Source organism: Pseudoalteromonas sp. Z1A6 (genome assembly GCF_011378745.1).
In the GTDB taxonomy this organism is placed as follows: domain Bacteria; phylum Pseudomonadota; class Gammaproteobacteria; order Enterobacterales; family Alteromonadaceae; genus Pseudoalteromonas; species Pseudoalteromonas arctica.
Window position 1 is genome coordinate 1 of record NZ_WTKW01000042.1, and the last position, 18,204, is coordinate 18,204.

Annotated in this window: 14 protein-coding genes and 1 pseudogene; 6 read left to right on the top strand and 9 right to left on the bottom strand. The window is 40.5% G+C overall.

Going from position 1 to position 18,204, the window contains the following annotated elements; genetic code table 11:
- Positions 1–336 precede the first annotated feature (336 nt).
- Both GQR46_RS04575 and GQR46_RS04580 read right to left on the bottom strand, forming a co-directional pair.
- A complete protein-coding gene (locus GQR46_RS04575; protein WP_165728955.1) occupies positions 337–882 on the bottom strand; it encodes a hypothetical protein in 546 nt (181 codons plus the stop codon).
- Between the two features lie 57 nt (positions 883–939).
- On the bottom strand, positions 940–1,356 hold the full coding sequence (locus tag GQR46_RS04580; protein WP_165728956.1) for a hypothetical protein: 417 nt from the start codon (positions 1,354–1,356) through the stop codon (positions 940–942).
- 202 nt (positions 1,357–1,558) lie between these two features.
- On the opposite strand from GQR46_RS04580, the gene uvrA reads away from it, so the two are divergent.
- Entirely contained in the window at positions 1,559–4,123 is a 2,565-nt protein-coding gene (gene uvrA / locus GQR46_RS04585; RefSeq protein ID WP_165740146.1) for an excinuclease ABC subunit UvrA, read from the top strand.
- A 52-nt stretch (positions 4,124–4,175) separates the two neighbouring features.
- Here uvrA and GQR46_RS04590 read toward each other — a convergent pair whose 3' ends face one another.
- The 4 genes from GQR46_RS04590 to GQR46_RS04605 form a co-directional block, all read right to left on the bottom strand.
- On the bottom strand, positions 4,176–4,364 hold the full coding sequence (locus GQR46_RS04590; protein WP_240922884.1) for a DUF2798 domain-containing protein: 189 nt from the start codon (positions 4,362–4,364) through the stop codon (positions 4,176–4,178).
- 293 nt (positions 4,365–4,657) lie between these two features.
- Positions 4,658–4,930, bottom strand: a complete 273-nt coding sequence (locus tag GQR46_RS04595; RefSeq protein WP_240922885.1) for a DUF2798 domain-containing protein — start codon at positions 4,928–4,930, stop codon at positions 4,658–4,660.
- 80 nt (positions 4,931–5,010) lie between these two features.
- Positions 5,011–5,628 (bottom strand): LysE family translocator, encoded by a 618-nt coding sequence (locus GQR46_RS04600; protein ID WP_165740147.1) that lies wholly within the window; start codon positions 5,626–5,628, stop codon positions 5,011–5,013.
- Between the two features lie 72 nt (positions 5,629–5,700).
- The gene (locus GQR46_RS04605; RefSeq protein WP_165740149.1) at positions 5,701–8,163 is read right to left on the bottom strand and encodes a prolyl oligopeptidase family serine peptidase; all 2,463 of its coding nucleotides are present in this window, start codon (positions 8,161–8,163) and stop codon (positions 5,701–5,703) included.
- A 166-nt stretch (positions 8,164–8,329) separates the two neighbouring features.
- Here GQR46_RS04605 and GQR46_RS04610 point away from each other — a divergent pair, with 166 nt between their 5' ends.
- The 3 genes from GQR46_RS04610 to GQR46_RS04620 all read left to right on the top strand — a co-directional run bounded on the left by GQR46_RS04610 (position 8,330) and on the right by GQR46_RS04620 (position 11,894).
- Complete coding sequence (locus GQR46_RS04610) at positions 8,330–9,325, top strand: LacI family DNA-binding transcriptional regulator (protein WP_010553649.1); 996 nt, start codon at positions 8,330–8,332, stop codon at positions 9,323–9,325.
- Positions 9,322–10,551: a glycosyltransferase gene (locus tag GQR46_RS04615; RefSeq protein ID WP_165740151.1), complete on the top strand. Its 1,230-nt coding sequence runs from the start codon at positions 9,322–9,324 to the stop codon at positions 10,549–10,551. The genes GQR46_RS04610 and GQR46_RS04615 overlap by 4 nt, the downstream gene beginning before the upstream one ends.
- 116 nt (positions 10,552–10,667) lie before the next feature.
- The gene (locus GQR46_RS04620) at positions 10,668–11,894 is read left to right on the top strand and encodes a threonine/serine exporter family protein (protein ID WP_010553647.1); all 1,227 of its coding nucleotides are present in this window, start codon (positions 10,668–10,670) and stop codon (positions 11,892–11,894) included.
- A 107-nt stretch (positions 11,895–12,001) separates the two neighbouring features.
- Here GQR46_RS04620 and GQR46_RS04625 read toward each other — a convergent pair whose 3' ends face one another.
- The 3 genes from GQR46_RS04625 to poxB all read right to left on the bottom strand — a co-directional run bounded on the left by GQR46_RS04625 (position 12,002) and on the right by poxB (position 14,825).
- A complete protein-coding gene (locus tag GQR46_RS04625) occupies positions 12,002–12,412 on the bottom strand; it encodes a hypothetical protein (RefSeq protein ID WP_165740153.1) in 411 nt (136 codons plus the stop codon).
- Between the two features lie 16 nt (positions 12,413–12,428).
- Complete coding sequence (locus GQR46_RS04630; RefSeq protein ID WP_165740155.1) at positions 12,429–12,902, bottom strand: hypothetical protein; 474 nt, start codon at positions 12,900–12,902, stop codon at positions 12,429–12,431.
- A 198-nt stretch (positions 12,903–13,100) separates the two neighbouring features.
- Complete coding sequence (gene poxB, locus GQR46_RS04635; protein WP_165740157.1) at positions 13,101–14,825, bottom strand: ubiquinone-dependent pyruvate dehydrogenase; 1,725 nt, start codon at positions 14,823–14,825, stop codon at positions 13,101–13,103.
- A 321-nt stretch (positions 14,826–15,146) separates the two neighbouring features.
- On the opposite strand from poxB, the gene GQR46_RS04640 reads away from it, so the two are divergent.
- Together GQR46_RS04640 and GQR46_RS04645 are read left to right on the top strand one after the other, a co-directional pair.
- Positions 15,147–16,802: an RluA family pseudouridine synthase gene (locus GQR46_RS04640; RefSeq protein ID WP_165740159.1), complete on the top strand. Its 1,656-nt coding sequence runs from the start codon at positions 15,147–15,149 to the stop codon at positions 16,800–16,802.
- A gap of 178 nt (positions 16,803–16,980) precedes the next feature.
- Positions 16,981–18,204 (top strand): annotated as a pseudogene (locus tag GQR46_RS04645) (GGDEF domain-containing protein); the annotation flags it as partial.

The following is an 18,204-nucleotide window of genomic DNA, read 5'->3' on the forward strand; positions in this document are numbered from 1 at the left end:
TAAATCATAGGTCTGGCTACTCATTTAGAGATGAATTTTCAAGTCGCTTTATGCCCATTTCCGCCTTAGGAAGCTAATCCACAGTCGCTCCAAAGCGCCTAAAAAACCAAAAAATTATAGCTAATATTAATTAGCTATAATAAAGACTACTTTTCCCAAGCAAATTTTTGAAAAGGTTTATCTACTGGCGTTTTTGCAATGTGATTTACCAGAAGAAGTGCACCTAAACCCTGAACGTGAAACCGTTAAAGTGGAGAGTGCATAACGAAGTGATCGCGACAACTAGTTTGACAAACACCGCCAACAGCACACTACTTTTACCATTATGACCGCTTGTTATTCAGTTTTTAAAACCAGCCCTTTCGATTGGGCAAATATCACTAGCGCAAATAGTATTTCGGTTATCCCGCCAATAAATGCGCCAATTACAAAATTGGCATTTAATATAATACATAACATGCCAAAAAACATAAGCAAAGCACCCAAAATCCAATAGATTTTCATGCCATATAAGGTGTTAAAAATTAAATAACGAACACCAATTATCATCAGCATTATTGGATAAAACCATTCAGCTTGAAGTTTTGCTACGTAAAACGCTAAAAACAAACCAACAAATAAAATAATAGTGCTTTCTAAGGCCAATTTACCTAATGGGTTTTTAGGGTCGTGATTGCCAGAGCGTTTAAGCGCTTTTGAAAGTAATATGGCTAAAGGATGTATAAACATGCCACCAAAAAACAAAGTAAGCATACTTACTTGATTTGAATGCAGTAGTGCGACAAAGCCAGCTATACACCAAACCAAGCCAGACACTAATACGCCCGTTCCACCACCAAAATATGCGAGGTTCATATTTTGTTGCGCATCTTCAAATTTCATAGTAATTCCTTAACTTTAAAACAAGAACCTAAGGCAGCATGATCGCACTAATAATAATTACAGCTCGTTACTCGAATACACACTTAAAATAGGAAACTTATGCTCGGCAAACGAGACGGTGACTGATTGTGTTTCACTACCTTTAAAACCGAGCTTAAATTCTATTGGCGTTAATCTGCTGCCATCTGCAAACAATGCTAATAAATGTTCTTGATTGAGCTCGCGGTTGCCTGACGATAAATTAGTTAGCGTAATAACTGCCCAGCGCTCGCCTTCGTTATTGCTCATAAGAACGTAATTTAAAATTGTGAAGTCAGATTTTTTAGGCGTTATTTTGTTATCGTTTGGAAACGATAAATGAATACTGCGGGGTATAGCACGATCAACATTTAATACATTATTAAGAGTGTTTGAGGTGTTGGCAGCGACTGCCGATGAAAACACGATAAAAATCAAAACTAAGGCTTTAAACACAGTGCAACTTCCCTTTATTAAATTGTGTTTTTAAAAACAATCGTTGAAAATTTATACTCTCAGTTTTTACCTATTATGTAAACGCACAATAATCATAATTTAATGCATATTTTGAATAAGCGCACATTCAGTGAGACTACTGTAAGGTTTATACCTTGAAAAGCTCGCGTAATCATAAGGTTATTAAACAGGAGTAAACTACATGCCAACCACACCTAAAAGTCCCCAAGCGGTTAATAATGCACAATCGGCTTTATTAAACCCTGAGCACAGCATTCAAGTAAGAGGCGCACGTGTTCATAACTTAAAAGATGTGGATGTAGATCTCCCCCGTAATTCACTTGTTGTTTTTACCGGTATATCGGGCTCGGGTAAGTCATCACTAGCCTTTGGAACATTATTTGCCGAATCGCAACATCGATATCTTGATTCGGTTTCGCCTTATGCACGCAGATTAATAGATCAAGTAGATGAGCCCGATGTCGATTCAATTGAAGGGCTGCCACCTGCTGTTGCACTGCAACAACAACGGGGTGTGCCGTCGGTACGCTCATCTGTGGGCAGTGTAACCACTATTTCTAACGCGCTACGTATGTTGTACTCGCGCGCAGGTGAATACCCAAAAGGCCAAGGTATACTTTATGCCGATGCGTTTTCGCCTAATACCCCGCAAGGCGCGTGCCCAGAATGCCACGGTATTGGCCGTGTATTTAACGTTACCGAAGAGCTGCTAGTGCCCGACCCCACTAAATCAATTAGAGAACGCGCAATAGCCGCGTGGCCACCAGCATGGCAAGGTAAAAACCTAAGCCGCATACTAACCTCGTTAGGTTACGATATTGATAAACCTTGGAATACTCTGCCTAAAAAAGCACGCGATTGGATTTTATTTACCGACGATACGCCTACGGTGCCGGTATTTCCTGAGTACACACTTGAGCAAACACAAGCGGCTATTAAAAATGAAGAAAGCCCAAGTTACATGGGTACATTCTCGAGCGCTAAACGTTTTGTTTTACAATCGTTTGCGAGCACTCAAAGCCCACGTACTAAAAAGCGCGTGTCGCAGTATATGCAAATATCACCATGCCCACGGTGTAATGGCAAAAAACTGAAAAAAGAGTCGCTATCGGTTAAATTTGCTGGGCTTGATATTGGCGAAATCTCGCAGCTAACATTAAGTGAACTGGCTCAAACCCTTAGTATTGCGGCTAACAAAAAGCCTAAAAACAACGCTGCTAACCCAGAAAAAGCCATAGTAGCAACGCGTATAGCCAGCGACATTCTTAAACGAGTTGAAGCACTTACCAAACTTGGCTTAGGGTATTTATCGCTTGAACGCACCACCCCATCATTATCGCCTGGTGAATTACAGCGCCTAAGGCTTGCTACGCAAATTCGCTCAAAACTGTTTGGGGTGGTTTATGTATTAGATGAACCTTCAGCAGGTTTACACCCGGCAGATACACAAGCATTATTAGCCGCGTTAGATGAGCTAATAGCAGCGGGTAACTCAGTATTTGTGGTTGAGCACGACGTAAGTGTTATTCGCCACGCCGATTGGGTGGTTGATGTAGGCCCAAATGCAGGTACTCACGGCGGTAATATTGTTTATAGCGGCCCTGTTGAAGGCTTGCAAAAAGTGACCAGCTCGCACACTAGCCAATACCTTTTTAAAAATGATGAAAAGCTTTTAAGCCAAAGTAACAAACCACAACGCAGCGCAAAAGCATGGTTAAAGCTTACCGGTATTGAGCGTAATAATTTACAAAAACTCGATGTAGAATTTCCACTAGGTGTTATTACAAGCGTTACGGGCGTGTCTGGCTCTGGTAAATCGAGTTTAGTAAGCCAAGCTTTAGTTGAACTTGTTTACGATGCACTTGGGCAAAAATCGCTGCCACAAATACCTACAGACGAAGCCGAACTGCTCGATCAAGAGCTCGATATAACAACCGAGGGCAAAATTACTCAAGGCATTGAGCATATAAAACGCCTAATAACGGTTGATCAAAAAGCCATTGGACGCACACCTCGCTCTAACCTGGCAACTTACACGGGGTTATTCGATCATGTTCGTAAACTGTTTGCGAATACCAAAGAGGCAAAAGCACGTAAGTACGATGCAGGTCGTTTTTCGTTTAACGTAAAAAAAGGTCGCTGCGAAAACTGCGAAGGTGTTGGCTTTGTAAGCGTAGAGCTTTTATTTTTACCTAGTGTGTATTCGCCTTGCCCTGTGTGTAACGGCAAACGCTATAACGAAAAAACACTTGAAGTTACTTACAAGGATAAAACCATTGCCGATGTGCTTAATTTAACAGTTGAGTCGGCGCATACATTTTTTGCCGATGAACCCGCTATTTTACGCGCGCTAAATGCGTTGCTGCAAGTGGGCCTTGGTTACTTACGTTTGGGGCAACCAGCTACAGAACTCTCGGGCGGTGAAGCGCAGCGCATTAAACTTGCCACAGAGTTACAGCGCACACAACGCGGCGATACCCTCTATATTTTAGATGAACCAACCACAGGCCTACATCCTAAAGATATGGCCATGTTAATGGTGCAATTAAATGGACTCGTTGATGCCGGCAACACGGTTATTATGGTTGAGCACGATATGCAAGTAGCCAGTAATAGTGATTGGGTTATTGATATAGGCCCTGGTGCGGGCGATGAAGGCGGATTAATTGTAGCGCAAGGTAAACCTACCGATGTAGCTCAATCTAAAATAAGCCGAACAGCACCCTTTTTGAATGGCGCAATTTAGCTAGCAGCTAAACACTAAATAACAAAAAAGAGCCATTGGCTCTTTTTTGTTATTAGCTTTTTAAAAAGCGTTCTATTTTAGGTTTTACTGTAACCGACATTATCAGCATTATAGTTAAACCTATTGGTAATGCAGCTAATAGCCCTTCAGTCCATCCAGTTACAAATGCACGCATATCTGCATAGCCAATATTGTTAGTAGCGGTAACAAACGCCATCACCGACTCCATTATCAACGCCATAAAAACACTAATAACTAAGTTACGTTTTAGCTCGCTACTAGGGCGTGTTTATCTTTGTGGATTGAAATTTGTTCAATCTAGGGGCGATTAAATCACGGCGCGAGGTTTGTAACCTAGTGGGCTAAGTAAAAACCGAGCAACAAAGAGTTAATAGTCCCTAGAAAGAACCCTTCGGGCAGCGCATGTTTGGTATTTATGCTGCGTTATCGCCTATTTATGGGGAATAACCACACTACATAGGCTCTGCCTTGCCTAAAAACCAAACACACTGCTGCAAATTCAACCACCAAAGGTCAATACGCCCTAAGTAATAACTTATTAACTAGCGTATGTATTAAGGTCATCATTACAAAACTAATAGGTGCCATAACTAATACCGCACTTATAAACGAGGTAAACCAGTCGGCATAAAAATGCTCTGTAACACCCACATTCACATAAGTCATAATGCCAGTTAGAGTACCGCCGATTAGAGTAATAACACTCATTATTACCAGTATTTTATAAATAAGAGGCGTTTTTTTAGGCTCAACCATTACTGGGTTTGCTGATACGGGTGTACTCATTTTTGGGCATGCCTTAAGCGTTAAATAGATGACAAAATCAACTACATCAAATTAATTGATAATATCAACCATTATTTATTTTACTCAATCGCCAACCATATACCTACAAGTACCATTAAGCTTCCCGCTATTCGGTTCATCCATTTAATATTATCGCCACGGGCTAAAAATAAACGTAGGCTTTTGCCACCTGTTGCATAAGCTAACATGCATACAAATTCGCTGACCATTATTACACCAAGCAACACTAAAAGCTGAGGAGCTACTGCATGCTCAACACTAATAAACGGCGGCAATAGTGAGATCATAAACGCCCACCCTTTAGGATTAGCAATTGCGGTTACAAAACCTTGCGTAAATAACGACTTCCTACTTACGTCATTTGGTTTTGAGGTATCAACCGACATTTTGCCTTTGGCTCGCCACATGTTAACGCCAATATAAATTAAGTACGCACCGCCTACCCACTTTAAAATGGCAAATGCATCTGGGTAATTTAGCATGATACTTGCAACGCCTAATACCGCAGCTATGGCAACGGTTGCTACGCCTAACAGCTCACCTATCATCATCCATAATGTGCGGCGCACGCCAATGCTCATACCGAGTGTCATGGCAAGGGTCATACACATACCTGGCGTTATCGACACAAAAAAGAACGTAGGAATAAAAACCGCAAGTGCTGCTACATCAATCATTAATTTACTCTTATATAAAAAGCAAAAACGCGGCTAAAAGTTAGCCGCGCTATTGCTTACTCATGTTTATTACTATTGCCCAATACTTACCACGGGTTCAGTAATGACCTCTACTGGCTCTGCTGTATCATTTAACAAGTACTTATCTAACCATTGTTCTTGTTCCCACAATACATGTAATAAGCTTTTACGTGCGCGGTAACCATGTGCCTCGTAAGGGAGCATTACTAAACGCACGTCTTTACCTAGCCCTTTAAGTGCAGCGTACATGCGCTCACTTTGCATTGGGAAAGTACCCGAATTAGGATCTTCTTGACCGTGGATCATTAGCATTGGCTCGTTAATTTTTTCAGCATGGAAAAACGGCGACATATTAGCGTACACGCTTTGTGCTTGCCAAAAATCACGCTCTTCTCCTTGAAAACCAAACGGCGTTAATGTGCGGTTATACGCGCCACTGCGGGCAATACCCGTTTTAAATAAATCGCTATGAGCCAACAAGTTAGCAACCATAAATGCACCGTATGAGTGCCCTGCTATGGCTATTTTATTTTTATCGGCAATACCTTTTTTAACTAATACATCAACTGCGGCTTGCGCACTTGATACTAACTGCTCTCTAAAATTATCGTTTGGCTCGCTGCCATCAATACCCACTATTGGCATTTTAGGGTCGTCAAACACGGCAATCCCTTTAGCAAGGTAAGGCATTGGGCCCCAATAGCCAATGTAGGTAAATGCATAAGGCGATTCGCGTACTTGCGATGCTACGGCTTTATCTTTGTATTCAAGTGGGTAAGCCCACATAAGTACAGGTAACGGGCCTTGTGTTTTATCGTACCCTGGTGGTAAATAAAGCGTGCCTGAAAGCTCAACACCGTCGTCGCGTTTATAACGTAATTGCTCTTTAGTTACGCCTTTAAATGCAGGGTACGGGTGAGCAAATGTAGTTAGCTGCGTTAGCGTGTCGTTGCCTAAATCGCGTATAAAAAAGTTAGGTTGCTCAGTTTTAGATTCACGAATAGTAATAAATCGCTCACCTTCGTCGTCAAGCAGTGCACGTACACGCTCATAGTATGGCGCTTTTGATTGCCATAAACGCTTGCTGCTATTTGTTTTAACATCGTATTGATCTAAAAACGGCACATTGCCTTGCTCTGATGCGCCATTACCACGCAGGTAAATATAACGCCCACCTACAATTTTAATAACGTTTGCGCCTAAATCGTTGCGCTCGTAAATTGCATTACCAGGGTCTTTATACGCATCGTTGTAACTACGCTCTGAAAATAAAACGCGGTTTCTGTCGGCATCTCGTGGTTGCACTATGTAAGTACGAACTTGGCGATCGCTAAAGCGCCAGTCTGTCAGCATGGCTACGTTTTCGTTGCCCCACTCAATACCAGAGTAACGGCGTTCTACTTTGGCAAATAATTTAGGCTCGCGTTTAAAAGGTGCACGTAAGCTGTAAATATAATCATGGTGCTCAACGTCGGTTTTCATGTCGCCGCCATCTTGCGCCTCGGCCCAAATAACTTCAGCGCCTTGATCGGCTCGCCATTTAAAGTCTCGGCGGCCAGTGCGTACACTGTCATAACCTTGCGGAATATTATCGGCAAGTGGCTGTTTTGCCAGCTCTGCTAATGCATAGCCGCGCATGCCCCATATTTGCCATGTGCTTGCAAATCGGCTGTAAGGCACTTGATACGAAAACGGCTCATTAATACCGGCTACTAAAATATTGGTAGAATCAGGTGACACCGAAAACGATTTAAATAAAGAAGGGCTACCTATTGCTTGTGTATTGCCATCAAGTGTTACGTAAGCTAATTGCCCTTGGCCGTAAAACTTAAATTGCGCTTCATCAAACGGGCTTGTTAATAAATTTTGGTAAGTACGTGCTGGTGCTTTTTCGCCGGTACTTTGTTGAATAACTGGCACTACACTTTGGCTGTTATTTTCAAGCCTAGGCTTGCCAAAATTAACAGCGAGGTTTGCAACTATGGCGCTGCTATCTGGTAGCCATTTATAAGGTGATGATGTTAATACCGAATTTAATGCAGCGCTTGAAAGCTCTTTTGCTTGTTTGGTTTCAACGCTGTAAAGCCATAAGTTGGCTTGGGTTGGTTGCTCAACAACAAAGGCTAAATATTTACTATTAGATGACCATTTAGGTGAGCGAATAATGCCATTAGGTAAGTTATTAATACTAATAACCGACCCGCTTTGAACATGCTTTAGCTCCACAGCGCTAAATTTGGCACTCACACGAGAGCGCGAAAAATTAGCGGGATTTAGCTTAATACCAGCAAGCTTAAGCTCTTCTTTTGCAAGTTCATCAAGGGTTACTACACGTTTGCGTTCAAAAAGCGCTAGCCACTGGCCATCGCTCGATAAGTAACTAGTGGGTGCTAACTTAGCGTCAACCAATGCTGCAAGTTCAGGTGATGGGGTTTGATAGCCCTGCTCGGCGTAACTTGTTGGTACTAATGCCGCACAACAAATAAAGGCAACTAACAGCCTAAAAGCGCTCATGTTTTTATCCTTTTGTTATTTTTTACTCTTATAGGCGTATATAAACACGTTTTGCTTTGTTCATAAAGTATTAAGGTAAGTTAAACACCTCTAAAAGATGACTTAATAGTGCTGATTAAGCTAAACTACAGCGCTATTTATTCACCACTGCGGTACTTAAAATACAATGCATAACAAAGCCAAATCAGTCACTATTTTTGATGTTGCAGAGCGTGCTGGTGTATCAAAATCAACCGTATCCTTGGTGCTTACCCAAAGCGATAAAGTGGGCAATAAAAGTAAACAAAAAATACTCAAAGCGATTGATGAGCTAGGATACGTTTATAATCGTGATGCCGCTGCTATGCGCTCAAAACGCTCAAATTTAGTGGCCATAGTAATAAACGATTTAACTAACCCAGCTATGGCACACCTTGCTACCAGCCTACAACTTTTGTTAAACGACAATGGCTTACAAGCCATGATTGTAAGCAGTAATAATAGTCTTGAACTACAAGCAAACGCAGTTAAAAACTTAAAAGAATACAACGCTGCTGCATTTATTATTTGCCCCGTTGCTAGTACTTGCCCCAAATGGCTTGATACGCTCAGCGCGCAACACAAAGTAATTACCGTAATGAGCGAAGTGCCTTTTAGCGCAGCTCCTTGTGTATTACCCGACTATAAAAAAGCCAGCCACGTAGCCAGTATGCATTTGCTCTCACAAGGCGTGACAAACATTGCATTTATAGGCAGTGAACTTACTTTAAGTGATTCACAAGCACTACAAAGTGGCTTTAATACCGCTTGCGCGCAGCACAGCATTACACCATTAGCACCCATTCACTGCGCAGTAAACACAGCCCTTAGCGCTAAAAATGCATTTATAGAAGCATATAAACACAACCCCACATTAAACGCTGTGGTGTGTGCAAACGATATTATTGCTCAAGGTGTTATTGCTGCTATTAACTCATTAACACATCACTGTATTAAAGTGGTGAGCTGCCACCATATTCCTAATAGCGCGGTTATAAATGATCACTTAACCACTGTGGCTATAAGTACAACTGATATAGCCAAGCGGTGCCTTTTAATACTACAAGAGCTACTACAAAATACAGCCCCGCCAGTAAAAACACTGGTAAATGTAAACTTACAAATTAGAGATTCTAGCCAATGAAAAAAGTGCTGGTAATTGGCTACGTATGGCCAGAGCCAAATTCGTCTGCTGCGGGAACGCACATGATGTCGTTATTAAATGCATTTAGAGCGCAAAACTGGGACGTTGAATTTGCAACGCCCGCGCAGCGCACCGATCACATGGTAAATCTTGACGACTTCGGTATAACCAGTCAAAGCATTGCACTAAACTGCGACAGCTTTGACGAATACGTTAAAGCCTATAATCCAGATATAGTCATGTTTGACCGTTTTATGATGGAAGAACAATTTGGCTGGCGCGTCGATAAACATTGCCCACACGCAATTAAAATTTTAGATACCGAAGATTTACAATGTCTGCGTAACGCTCGCCACGAAGCGTTTAAAGGTGAGCGTGAGTTTACAACCAGCGATTTACACTCAGACATAGCAAAACGCGAAATTGCCGCTATTTTACGCTGCGACCTGAGCTTAATTATTTCAAGTTATGAAATGAGCCTGCTAAACAGCGTATTTAAAATAGAGCCAAGCCTATTACACCATTTACCGTTTATGGTTGATTTAAGCTCACTGCCTACAAGTACAAAAACGTTTGAGCAGCGCCAGCACTTTATGACCATAGGTAACTTTAGACACGCGCCAAACTGGGATGCTGTACTTTACCTACAAAAAATATGGCCACTTATTCGCAAGCAGCTACCAAAAGCAGAACTACATATTTATGGCTCTTACCCACCACCAAAAGCCACGGCACTAAATAACCCTAAAACAGGGTTTTTAATAAAAGGTTGGGCCGATAATGCGTTTGATGTAATGCAAAGCGCACGCGTATGTTTAGCACCACTGCGTTTTGGTGCAGGCATTAAAGGTAAATTGCTTGAAGCCATGATTATGCAAACACCCAGCGTTACCACCAATATTGGCGCAGAAGGCATGCATAACGATTTATCATGGCCGGGTAAAATAGCCAACACCGCCGATGACTTTGCCAATGCTGCCATTGAAATGTACACCAATCAAAGTGACTTTGAACAAGCGCAGCAAGATGGCAACACGCTCCTTAATACGCTGTACGATAAAGCACAATTGAGCGCAGCTTTAATTCAAAAAGTCGATTCAATAAGTAGTGATTTAAACGCTCATCGCGAAAAAAACTTCACAGGCCAAATGCTCAAACATCATACAATGCGCAGCACTCAATACATGTCGCAATGGATAGCCGAAAAAAATAAAAAATTAGATTAAAAATGACTAGACACACACCAATTAGTGTTTAAAATCGCGCCCATCGAACGTGGGCATTTTTAGCTGTATTGTCTATATTTTTAGCTTAGTTATCGCAATATTTGGTCCAAAAAGATTTGAAAACTGCAACCTTTACAGAAAAACGCAAATTTATCGTTAAATTGGGTAAAATGCTTCACAAGTATGGTACGCCTGCTTACCGCCTAGAAGCCCACCTAATGGAAGTGGCTACATACTTAGGACTTAAATCGTCGTTTGTTATGTCGCCAACCTCTGTAACGTTTGTTATTTGGACCGATGGCCACGAAGACGAGTACACCCACGTTGCACGTGTAGACCCTGGCGATCACGATTTAGGCTCACTTGCCGACACCGACGACCTTGTAAACCAAATGCTTGACGACAAGCTAAGTTTACAAGAAGTTGATGCGCAACTAGACGCTATTTTTGTAATGCCAAACCCATACAATAAACTTGTTACGGGCGTTGCGTTTGCAACTTCTGGTGGTGCGTTTGCAATGTTAATGGGTACTAGCTGGACTGATGTTATTTGGTCATCGCTACTTACTTTAGTTGTTTATGTGTTTGTGCTTTGGTCTGGGCGCTCAAAACGCGTAGCACATATGCTTGAGCCATTAGTGGCCATAATATCAGCCATACTTGCCTGTGCAGTAAGTGTGTATATAACACCTGAGATAAATATACGCTTGGTGGTACTTTCGGCCATTATTGTGTTTATACCCGGTTTAGCACTTGCGCTTGGTTTAGCTGAGCTGGCAGCACGGCATTTAGTGTCAGGTACTGCGCGAGTCATGGACTCGTTTATGCTGCTCTTTAAATTGTATTTTGGCGGTTTTATTGGCATAGGTATTGGCTTTGCACTTTTTGGGCAAGCCGATTTTGTACAACCTGAGCCATTACCAAAGTGGACCGCATGGCTGGCTATATTTTTACTTTGTAGCAGCCTAATCGTTATTTTTAGAACCAAACTTAAACACGCAGTTTGGTCTATTGCATCAGGCTTTATAGCGTACGGCACCAGTATTGGCTCGGCTATGTACCTTGATTACACGTTAGGTACGTTTGTAGGTGCTTTATCGGTGGGTATATTTAGTAACTTGTTTAACCGCGTTGCTAATGCGCCGGCCTCTATTGTTGCCATGCAAGGCTTAATTGTATTAGTACCAGGAAGCAAAACGTATATTGGCTTAAACTCACTTATTGAAGGCCAAGACTTTGTATATGCAGAGCACATAGGCCAACAAACGTTTTTAATATTTATGTCGCTTGTTGCAGGACTAATATTTGCAAACGTAGCTCTTCCGCCTAAAAAGAGTTTGTAAATTATACTGAGCACTCGCTTTACTTTGATTGAGTAAAGCGAGTAAATCGTTAAGCTAAAAACAACTGCCAAGTAGCAATTTATACCAATGCTAAGTGTTTTAGCTCATTACATTGCACTTGAGTCAAACTCAAAAACCTCATAATGATTCCAGCGTAAAAACAGTTCGCCGCTTTCTAAATAAAAATTTATATCATCACTTGATGGATAGCAAAAATCATCCCAGTGATCACAAAAAATTAGCCAAGGTAATGTAAGTGCTGTTTCTTGATCCCAGCAAATTGTTATTGTTTGCGAATCATTTACTAAGCCCTTTAACCATTGCCGTGTTAATTCACTTCCTTCTGTGGAGTCGAATCTTTTTGCGCCAACCGGAAAGTTAATGGGTGTGGCGGCAATTAATGCTCTTGCTTGCTCTTCACTCAACGGAATAAGTTTGTTTAATGTATCTTTAGAAAAATCACCATGGGATGCGCTAATCCATCGCCATGCTAAAGAAAAGTCTTCAATTTTAATCAACGCTCTATACCTACTTTTACGAACACTTAATTGACTCTACAACACTATTACAACGCTCTAAATACCCTATTAATTTTGGACCTTCGGGGTAGTCAGAGCAATTGCCTATTATAAGGCCTGCAACTTTACCTGCGGGTTCTATTTCTACGTCCATGTATGACGCAAACATAGTGTTGTTTTTGGTTTCAGTCCACGTAAAGTGGTAGTGAGTATTATGTGTACTAAGAAATTTACGATCTGGTTTATTAAACTTACTGGTTGTTGCTGTCAACAACGTATTTTTGTTCTTAACGGTAATTTCTGCGCCGCTTATAGCCCAAGATAATGGCCACTCTCTTGCAATTTCGGTCGAAACCTCACATTCGCCAAGTGAATTAACCTTATCTAAATCAGAAATTATATTTGCGTATTCACTGGTGCGTAAACTGCTTTGCTGAGCTTGAATAAGCCATAAAACAGCAAGCGACAGTAAAACCGATTTCCATTTCATTATTGCTCCGCTCCTCTATGAAGCAGAGGCATTTTATGCGTATTTTTATTAATTTAATGATAAACCATATATGATTTTTTATTTTTGTTCAATTACTTACAAACAACCATCACTTATTAATGGTCGAGAATGACAGTGGGGATTATTACTTTGGCACTTCCCTATTGAGCAAAAATACTCAACAGGGAAGTAACTTAACTAGCGTGACCAGTTAGTTTTAGCAAGCTCTACAATTTCGTTTCCTTTGCCGTTTATCAACGCCTTCATCATGTAAACGCTAAAGCCTTTTGCTTGCTCTAATTTGATTTGCGGTGGCATTGAAAGCTCTTGTTTCGCGGTATCGACTTCTAAAACAACAGGTCCTGAGTGATTCATCATTTCGTTCATTGCCGATGGTAATTTTTCAGGGTCGTCCACATGAATCCCTTTTAATCCACAGGCCTCTGCAATTTTAGCAAAACTTGGGTTTTCTAAATCAGTATCGCTTGATAAAAACCCACTGGCTTTCATTTCCATAGCCACAAAACTAAGTGAGCGATTATTATAAACAACAATTTTGATAGGTAAATTAAGCTGTTTAAGCGAGATTAAATCACCCATTAACATGGAAAATCCGCCATCACCACACATTGCAATTACTTGGCGGTCTCTGTTAACAGATTGAACGCCCATTGCCTGCGACATCGCATTTGCCATAGAGCCATGATTAAACGAGCCAATTAAACGGCGCTTACCGTTCATTGATAAATAACGCGCAGCCCACACTGTTGGCGTACCTACATCACAAGTAAAAACAGCATCGTCTGCTGCTTTATCGTTTAGTAAACGCGTTAGATATTGCGGGTGAATTAAATTTTGCGACGTTTTGCCACTGGCAAGTTCATCGAGATCTTGTCTCGACTCTTTGTAGTTTTTAACACTCTTTTGTAAGTGTGAACTTGTGCGTTCACCTTTAATATAATCAAGCAATGTGGTCACTGAATTTTTAGTATCCCCTAACACGCCACAGTCAATTTGAACGTGTCGCCCAAGTGACGCTGCCTGATTATCAATTTGCAATATGGTGGTATTTTCAGGATAAAAAGCACGATAAGGAAAGCTCGTACCAATCATAAGTAACGTATCGGCTTCTTGCATTGCATGGTAGCCCGACGCAAAACCAATAAACCCAGTCATACCAACACCGTAAGGATTGTCGTATTCAATAAATTCTTTACCGCGCATGGCGTGCACAATCGGTGCTTGTAATTTTTTGGCTAGCGCAACAATTTCGTCGTGAGCATCCTTACAACCAGCACCACACAATAAGGTTACTTTTTTACTTTTATTAAGATGAGTCGCCATTGCTTCAATATCAGATAAAGCAGGCGTATAAATCGCAGGTTTTGGTACATTCCATTTTGGTGTAATGTTTTTAGGCATATCTTTTAATGCAATGTCGCCAGGTAGCACTAGTACACTCACGCCTTTGTTTAGTATTGCTTGTCGCATTGCGGTTTCTAGCAGGTACGGCATTTGCTCAGGGCTCGAAACCATTTCACAATATACACTGCATTCTTTAAATAATTCTTGCGGATGGGTTTCTTGAAAATAACTACTGCCAATTTCAGATGAAGGAATGTGTGCGGCAATAGCTAATACCGGTACATTATTACGCTGACAATCAAATAAGCCGTTAATTAAATGAAGATTACCCGGCCCGCAAGAACCCGCGCACACTGCAAGCTCGCCTGATAAATGCGCTTCGCCACCGGCTGCAAATGCGGCAACTTCTTCATGTCGCGTTCCTAGCCATTCAATTGTTCCCATTTTTCGCAGGCTTTCACTAATGCCGTTAAGTGAATCGCCAGTTACTCCCCAAATACGTTTTACGCCAGCTTGTTCGAGGGTTTTAGTGATAAAACTTGCGATATTTTGACTCATAATATAGAACTCCTAAATATTCAGTTATTCTGTAAATTGATTTTTCGCCTCTGCTCTATCAAGTAAGTCATCGTTTCGAAATGCGCTCAATTATTGAGAATCGATAAGCTTAGGTATTTTGATAATGATAGATATATTACTACTGAGACTTTACTAACAAACGATACTCCTAGGTTTGCTGCGCCCCCATACTGATACATAAAACATGAATGTCCGCTTTAAAGTGTTTATGAATATGCGAGTGCGAGATTTTTAGTGGCTTAACTATGAATATGTTATTATGCGCTCAATTATTTTACTGAATGCTTTTCTCTTACTTCTATGTCAAATTCTGCTTTGTGCTTTACATTATTTTCTCAAAATATCGATTCTCTCGCGCTTCCTGAAAAGTTTACTTTCCCTTTTTATTACGAGCCGCAACCATTAGCTGTAGCAGCCACAAAACAATTACAGCAACAACTTGAAACGTTAACGCATTTAAAAGCAGAAAATGCCGGTAAAATGTTTGGGGTTTTAGTGGTGCAAAATACTAAGCAACAATTAGGCTTTTTAAGTGCTTACTCGGGGCAAATTGAAGGTGATAAAGCCAATATTAACTTTGTACCGCCAGTTTCTAGCATGCAGCTGCAGGACGATAGCTATTTGGCTCAAAGTAAAATAATTAACGATATTAATGCTCAAATTGAGCAATTAGAAAATAGCGAACAACTGCATGAAGTTAATAGCAAACTTGATGATGCAACACAAAGCTACCAACAAGCACTATTAGCCCAACAGGCAGTAATGCAAGCCGGTCGCCAGCAACGTAAAATACAACGTACCGAAGGCGAATTAGAGCTTAGCGAAAGTGATTTTGAGCAGTTAAAAAATAAGCTTGCAGGGCAAAGTATCGTAGAAAAAAAGCAACTGCTAGCACTTAAAGCCTATTGGCAAAATATAATCGAGTCACTGCAGCAAACACACATCAATATTTCTGATGAAATTGCTCATTTGAAAAAACGCCGTAAAACGCTTTCTAAAAGCTTACAAAAAAAGTTATTTGCGCAGTACCAGTTTTTAAATGCAAATGCTGAGGTTACAGACTTAAATGCCATATTTGCAGCACTACCAGAGCACACTCCACCTTCGGGTGCTGGCGATTGCGCAGCGCCTAAATTATTACAATACGCCTATAAACATGACTTAAAGCCACTTGCTATGGCAGAGTTTTGGTGGGGAGCCGCGCCTAAGTCAGCAATTAGGCAGCATAAAAACTACTACCCTTCTTGTTACAGTAAATGCCAACCAATACTTGGGCACATGCTACAGGGTTTAGATGTTGAAGATAACCCGCTACTTATCAACCCAGCTCAGGGTAAAGATCTAAGTATTGTTTATAAAGATGACGATTTACTTGTGGTAAATAAGCCTGCTGAGTTTTTATCAGTACCTGGCGTTAATATTGAAGACTCAGTGTATATGCGTATTAAAACGCAGTTTCCAGAGGCTTCAGGCCCGCTAATTGTGCACAGATTAGATATGTCGACCTCCGGCTTATTGATGATTGCACTTAATAAACGCGTGCACAAAGCGCTGCAAAAGCAGTTTATTGAACGCACCATAGATAAACGTTATGTCGCATTAGTTAATGGTAACGTAGCTGAGGATAGCGGAGTAATTGATTTACCCTTAGTGCTCGACTTTGATGATAAACCGCGCCAAATGGTGTGTTACAAACACGGAAAACCTTCGCTTACTACCTGGCAGGTTTTAGAGCGCAATAACAATATTACCCGATTACAGTTATATCCTAAAACAGGGCGAACTCATCAATTAAGAGTACATTGCGCGCACAGTTTAGGTTTAAACATGCCAATTATAGGCGACACACATTACGGACAAAAAGCCGATAGATTACATTTACATGCAGAATACTTAGCATTTACTCACCCAATTACGGATAAACGATTAGAGTTTGAAGTAGCCGCAGATTTTTAATAAAAACACATAGCTACAACCACTATATTATACAATGTGTTGGTTTTTATTAATTAAATTGATATCGTTTATGGTCTTTCTATTCAATGATGAGTATAAAAAAACGGTACAAACCCAAGTTTATTAAGTAATGTTAATAAGTACTTCAATAATAAAAATAAGTCAGCAAAGGATTAACATGACTAACAATACACAAATAAAGGTTTTAGGTAATACTTTATGGGCAAAGTATATTGTTCTCCTTTTATTTTTACTTTTAAGTAAGCTTGCCTCAGCTAACGGCGACTCATTAAGTGCAACTTTACATGCGCTAGACTTTGACACGACTCAAGTCCTGATCAACAACATAAAACTGAATGAATTAGACTATCTTCAAAATGAAGACAAACTCACTCAAGCGTTTAAAATAAGCAAAGAGCAAAATTGGGAAAACCTTCATCTAGAAGCGGCCGCTTTGTATGCGGAGTTACTTTTTAGACAAGAAAAATACGAAGCGTTAAACACACACTTATCCTATTACTTAAAGAACAAAGAGTTACCAAATCAAAAAAGTGTATATTTATTATTTCTCGAATCACAACTCAAGTCTCTAGCGAGGGAGCCAAACCCAGCTCCAGCACAAACGCTAGCCACAAAATTAGAAGAGAGCTTACAACAGCATTCAACTAAAGAAAAAATCATTATTTTACGAGCACTTGCTTACTATTACACCGATACAGATTCATTGAAAAAGACCCTAAATGTTGCACTAGAGGGGCTAGAATTAGCATTAAAAGATGACGATTCAGCATCTCAAGGATACTTTTTTAGAAAAATAGCCGATGCATATAATTATCTAAACGAAAAAGACAAAGCCGTATATTATGCAAAAAAAGCGGTTGCGGCATATGAGCAAACACAAGATGGGCTTTTTACTGCAAAAGCATATTGGAGCTTAGGCAATGTATTGCTTGAAGTAGAAAAACCTAAAGATGCCTTAATATACCTAGATAAAGCATTGCTCTATTTTAAAAAAGTTAATATGCAAAAAGGCTTAACCTTTGCTCAGTACTCAATTGCAAATATTGAGTACTTACAAGCAAACTACGATAAAGCTTTAACTTTAACTAAAGAAAACATTGAGCTTGCTCGTTCTGCAGGTGTTTACGACATGCAACTCGCATCGCTCATTTTGTTAGCTGACATATATATAAAACAAGATTTACTCGAGAGAGCAAATGAAGCAAACGATGAGGTGTTTTTAAAATTAGATAAATTCAGCCGCAGTATTTATAAAGCCGATTTTTTAAGTAAACGCTATGAGCTAAAGCGACGCCTTAACCACACTGACGAGGCTTTTGAAGCAATTGAACAAAAGATCCTTTATACAAAAAAGCACTACGAAGCAACCAGTGAAAATAAT

Bases quoted from the DNA above. Each gene is read 5' to 3' on its own strand.
- GQR46_RS04575 (WP_165728955.1), bottom strand. From the start codon at position 882: ATGAAATTTGAAGATGCGCAACAAAATATGAACCTCGCATATTTTGGT.
- GQR46_RS04615 (WP_165740151.1), top strand. From the start codon at position 9,322: ATGAAAAAAGTGCTGGTAATTGGCTACGTATGGCCAGAGCCAAATTCG.
- GQR46_RS04600 (WP_165740147.1), bottom strand. From the start codon at position 5,628: ATGATTGATGTAGCAGCACTTGCGGTTTTTATTCCTACGTTCTTTTTT.
- GQR46_RS04590 (WP_240922884.1), bottom strand. From the start codon at position 4,364: ATGGCGTTGATAATGGAGTCGGTGATGGCGTTTGTTACCGCTACTAAC.
- GQR46_RS04595 (WP_240922885.1), bottom strand. From the start codon at position 4,930: ATGAGTACACCCGTATCAGCAAACCCAGTAATGGTTGAGCCTAAAAAA.
- GQR46_RS04630 (WP_165740155.1), bottom strand. From the start codon at position 12,902: ATGAAATGGAAATCGGTTTTACTGTCGCTTGCTGTTTTATGGCTTATT.
- poxB (WP_165740157.1), bottom strand. From the start codon at position 14,825: ATGAGTCAAAATATCGCAAGTTTTATCACTAAAACCCTCGAACAAGCT.
- GQR46_RS04610 (WP_010553649.1), top strand. From the start codon at position 8,330: ATGCATAACAAAGCCAAATCAGTCACTATTTTTGATGTTGCAGAGCGT.
- GQR46_RS04605 (WP_165740149.1), bottom strand. From the start codon at position 8,163: ATGAGCGCTTTTAGGCTGTTAGTTGCCTTTATTTGTTGTGCGGCATTA.
- uvrA (WP_165740146.1), top strand. From the start codon at position 1,559: ATGCCAACCACACCTAAAAGTCCCCAAGCGGTTAATAATGCACAATCG.
- GQR46_RS04640 (WP_165740159.1), top strand. From the start codon at position 15,147: ATGTCAAATTCTGCTTTGTGCTTTACATTATTTTCTCAAAATATCGAT.